At 41.4% G+C, this 4,740-nt stretch carries 5 protein-coding genes; all 5 read left to right on the top strand.

Annotation, left to right across the window (positions count from 1 at the left end):
• Positions 1–652 precede the first annotated feature (652 nt).
• Positions 653–1,906, top strand: a complete 1,254-nt coding sequence (gene metK, locus P767_RS0106370) for a methionine adenosyltransferase (protein WP_026763866.1) — start codon at positions 653–655, stop codon at positions 1,904–1,906.
• A gap of 65 nt (positions 1,907–1,971) precedes the next feature.
• Positions 1,972–2,493: a hypothetical protein gene (locus P767_RS0106365; RefSeq protein ID WP_026763865.1), complete on the top strand. Its 522-nt coding sequence runs from the start codon at positions 1,972–1,974 to the stop codon at positions 2,491–2,493.
• A complete protein-coding gene (locus P767_RS0106360) occupies positions 2,465–3,022 on the top strand; it encodes an NUDIX domain-containing protein (RefSeq protein WP_026763864.1) in 558 nt (185 codons plus the stop codon). The genes P767_RS0106365 and P767_RS0106360 overlap by 29 nt, the downstream gene beginning before the upstream one ends.
• A 12-nt stretch (positions 3,023–3,034) precedes the next feature.
• Positions 3,035–3,784 carry a 23S rRNA (guanosine(2251)-2'-O)-methyltransferase RlmB gene (gene rlmB, locus P767_RS0106355; RefSeq protein ID WP_026763863.1) on the top strand — a complete coding sequence of 250 codons (750 nt, stop codon included), beginning with the start codon at positions 3,035–3,037 and terminating at the stop codon, positions 3,782–3,784.
• Between the two features lie 21 nt (positions 3,785–3,805).
• Positions 3,806–4,666: a hydroxymethylglutaryl-CoA lyase gene (locus P767_RS0106350; RefSeq protein ID WP_026763862.1), complete on the top strand. Its 861-nt coding sequence runs from the start codon at positions 3,806–3,808 to the stop codon at positions 4,664–4,666.
• The last annotated feature ends 74 nt before the right edge of the window (positions 4,667–4,740 follow it).

Below are 4,740 nucleotides of genomic sequence, written 5' to 3'. Positions count from 1 at the left end.
CCTATCCCCTGTGTGCCTTGCCTCCCACGACCATAGAATAACCACAACTTCCAGACCTGACTCACTGGTTTATGTGCAAAGTGCTCCGGGTACTTATGTACGTATTCGTGTTCCGGGTTTGCAAAACCTGAGCAACCGCATTATTCATCGTGCAGAATTGATTGCAGAGCAGGTGCCCGACGACAATAATATCATGACACTCGACCGTTATTTTCAGTCTCCGAGGCTTTTGTTACTGAGTGCCTTTGATTCAGCAAAGAACCAAAAGAGAAATATTCCCAACGATTATATAGTAGGGTCTTCCGGACCAAATACGGTTGATTTTGGTGGTTTCAGAACTTTCAAAACAATCAATGGATATGACAGGGTTGCAGCATATATTTTGTTATCAGCCGATATGTTCAAGGTATTGTTACACGCAAAGATTCTTCATTTACGCTGCGTTTATCAGCACCTTCAAACGATTCATTAAATTACTTCCCCCCGTTCCCGAATAATTTTGTTTCTCAGATGTACTATTTAAGTACTGCACAAGGTAATGAGTTGGCCAATGGCCGGGTTCGCCTGGGCGGAGGATCGCATAGCAGATTCAGAATGCGTCTGAGAATTGTTTATTCAAGGATTTAATTTTACAACATTTAAAAACTATAATATGCCTTATTTATTTACCTCTGAGAGTGTATCTGAAGGACATCCGGACAAGGTAGCGGACCAGATATCCGATGCGTTGATTGATAATTTTTTAGCGTTTGATCCGCAGAGTAAAGTGGCTTGTGAGACTTTGGTAACGACTGGTCAGGTTGTATTGGCCGGGGAAGTGAAGTCCAAGGCTTACCTGGATGTGCAGGAGATTGCGCGAGGAGTGATTCGCAGGATTGGCTATACGAAGAGCGAGTATATGTTTGAAGCGAACAGCTGTGGTATTTTATCAGCGATTCACGAGCAGAGTTCAGATATTAACCAGGGAGTAGATAAGAAGAAGAAAGAAGAGCAGGGAGCAGGCGACCAGGGTATGATGTTTGGTTATGCGAGCAATGAGACTGAAGACTATATGCCTTTGGCTTTGGATTTGGCGCATAAGATTCTGATTGAACTGGCTGCTTTAAGAAGAGAGAACAAAGCCATTAAATACCTGAGACCAGATGCCAAGAGCCAGGTAACGTTGGAATACAACGATAACAATCAACCCGTAAGAATTGATGCGATTGTAGTATCTACACAGCACGATGATTTTGATACAGAAGCGAAGATGTTGGCCAAGATTAAAAAGGACATCATCGAGATTTTGATTCCACGGGTAAAGGCGAAATACAAGAAATACGCGAAACTGTTTAACAAAGACATCAAGTACCATATTAACCCTACCGGCAAATTCGTTATTGGTGGTCCACACGGAGACACGGGTTTAACCGGCCGTAAGATTATCGTAGATACTTACGGAGGTAAGGGAGCCCACGGTGGCGGTGCCTTCAGCGGTAAAGACCCAAGTAAGGTTGACCGTTCTGCAGCCTATGCTACCCGTCATATTGCAAAGAACTTAGTAGCTGCTGGTGTAGCAGACGAAATCCTGGTACAGGTTTCCTATGCGATTGGTGTGGCACAGCCTACTTCCATTAACGTAAACACATTTGGTACAGCCAAAGTGAACCTTACCGATGGTCAGATTGCGAAGATTGTGGAGGGCTTATTCGATATGCGTCCTTACTTTATTGAGCAGCGCCTGAAGTTGAGAAACCCTATCTACAGTGAAACAGCAGCTTATGGACATATGGGCCGCAAGCCGGAAGTGGTTACCAAGACTTTCAGAACCCCGGACGGCAAGGAGAAAAAGGTAAAAGTGGAATTATTTACCTGGGAAAAACTGGATTATGTAGCCAAAGTGAAGAAGGCTTTTGGATTGAAATAATCAAAAGTGTAAAAAATTCGTCATCCCCTGTAGTATTACAGGGGATTTTTTGTTATATTAGGTTAATGAAAACCAGATTAATCGTCTTTGGTTCGCTGGCAGCTTTGTTCTTTTTTATTCTGAGAGTACAAGGTGCGAACCTCATAACCGAAGCCACACCATTGGGGATCATTAACCTTGAATTTGCAAGTACTGCAGAAGAATTAAATGCCGTGCTTTTTGGATGGCCCAATGCCGATGTGAAAGCCAATATATATATTGATTTTGTTTTTATTCCTTTTTATGTGTTGTTTTTTTCAACGGCTGCACTGGCTTGTTCCCGCGTCTGGAAAAATTCAAGTATGCAACATGCAGGTAAATCACTCTCTAAAGCAGCATACGTTGCAGGAGTGCTTGACTTGATTGAAAATAAGTTTATGCTTGATAGTTTTGCAGGTAGTTTTTCAGATACTACACTGTTGATTACCAATTTATGTGCCGGGGCTAAATTTTTGTTATTGATAGTAGTTATACTGTATATTGTAATCAGTATTCCTTTTATCTCTTCTATAAAAACAAATGATGGAAACCAACCCCTGGAGAATTAATGCGGAAAAACTGGTTTACAATAATCCCTGGATATCCCTTACTGAATACGATGTAATTAACCCTGGCGGAGGGAAGGGGATTTATGGAAAAGTTCATTTCAAAAATATTGCAGTTGGGGTGCTGGTTCTGGACCATGAACTGAATACTTATCTGGTAGGACAGTTTCGGTTTACTTTGAATGCCTATTCATGGGAAATGCCCGAAGGGGGCTGTCCGGTGGGATCAGACACGCTGGAAAGTGCCAGGCGTGAATTGCTGGAAGAAACAGGTCTGGTGGCCAGAGACTGGTCTATATTATTCCAAATGCATTTATCTAATTCTGTTTCAGATGAGTTGGCAGTTATTTATCTGGCCAGAGATCTGCAGCAGTTTGAAGCTGAGCCCGAAGAGACGGAGCAATTGCAGGTAAAGAAGTTGCCATTTGCAGAATTGCTTGAAATGGTGGAAAAAGGAGAAATAACCGATTCAATGACAGTAGCGGCAGTATATAAAGTTCAGCTCTTATTGCTTCAGGGCAAATTGAATTAAATACATTTGCAGATGGCTATTAAAAAATCATCCATCATCATTGGTCGTCAGCCACTGGTAGAAGCATTGCAATCCGGAAAAGCAATTGATAAAATCTTACTGCAAAAAAATGCGAACGGTGAAGTGGTTCAACAAATCAGATCACTTTCCCGAGAGCACAATATACCCGTTCAACTGGTTCCGGTTGAGAAGTTAAACGGGCTAACCAAAGCCAATCACCAGGGAGTCATTGCCTTTGTTGCGTTGGTGCAATACCTGGATTTGCAGCAAGTGATAGATCATGTAGTATCTAACGGAGATGTTCCCTTGTTTCTGATGTTGGATGGAGTAACTGATGTACGAAATATTGGTGCTATTGCCAGAACTGCTGTATGCTGTGGTGCGCAGGCTATTGTTATACCCGATAAAGGAGTAGGTGCATTGAATGAAGAAGCCATGAAAAGCAGTGCGGGTGCGTTGGAGAAGATTCATATATGTAGGGTCAACAGTTTATTAAAGGCGGTTGATGATTTGCATTTAAATGGCATTGCCGTATACACCAGTGAAATGCGTGCAGATAAAAATGTATACGAGCTGGATTTTACAGCTCCCTGTTGTGTAATCATGGGAGATGAGGGTAGGGGTGTACAACCTTATCTGGCTAAAGCTGCTGATGCGTTTTTTAAAATACCTATGGCTGCTAAATTTGATTCACTAAATGTGTCTGTTGCCACTGGTATGATTTTATATGAAGGCATGAAACAGCGTATGCATGCTTCATAAAATTTAAATTAGAGCCTTGTGATGAAAGAAAATAAATTTACTTTAGTTGAGTGCCCGAGAGATGCCATGCAGGGCTGGAAAAATTTTATTTCAACAGCCGATAAAATCAACTATCTCAATACTTTGCTAAAAGTTGGTTTTGATGTGCTGGATTGTGGCAGTTTTGTATCTGCAAAAGCCATCCCTCAGATGGCAGATACCGCGGAAGTTATTTCTAATCTGGATTTGCAGGATTCTGTAACAAAATTGTTGGTGATTGTTGCCAATGAACGGGGTGCCGAAGAAGCGGTGAAATTTAATTCAATCAGTTACCTTGGATTTCCATTTTCTATCTCACCCAGTTTTCAGATGAGAAATACAAACAGTAGTCTGGAAGAAAGTTTTGAGCGGGTAAAAACCATACAGGAATTGTGCGAGAGAAATGGAAAGCAACTGGTTATTTATTTAAGTATGGGTTTTGGCAATCCTTACGGAGATGCTTACGGGGAAGATATTTTATTGTATTGGGCAAGTAAAATGACTGACCTGGGCATACGCATTATTTCATTGGCTGATACGGTGGGTGTGGCAACACCAGACCAGATTAGCAGTGCATTGAATAGTCTGATTCCTGTTTATCCTCAAGTAGAATTTGGTGTGCACCTGCATGCAGATGCAATGAACTGGAAACCCAAACTGGAAGCTGCTTTGCATGCTGGCTGCTTAAGATTCGACAGTGCCATTAAAGGAATAGGCGGATGTCCAATGGCTCAGGACGAGCTGGTTGGTAATATGGATACTGAAAAAATGATTGCATTTTTTCAAGAGAAAAATTTAGATATACCATTAGATAAAAAGGTGTTGCAGGAATGTAGTACCATGGCAGTTCAAATTTTTCAATAATTGATTCATGAAATTCCACTTTGATTTTCCCATTCGTATAACTTCGTATAATGTATGCTATACGAAGTTATGCA

Origin of the sequence: Sediminibacterium salmoneum NBRC 103935 (genome assembly GCF_000511175.1) — a bacterium.
GTDB classification, from domain to species: Bacteria; Bacteroidota; Bacteroidia; order Chitinophagales; family Chitinophagaceae; genus Sediminibacterium; species Sediminibacterium salmoneum.
This window is presented reverse-complemented; position numbering and strand designations above follow the sequence as displayed.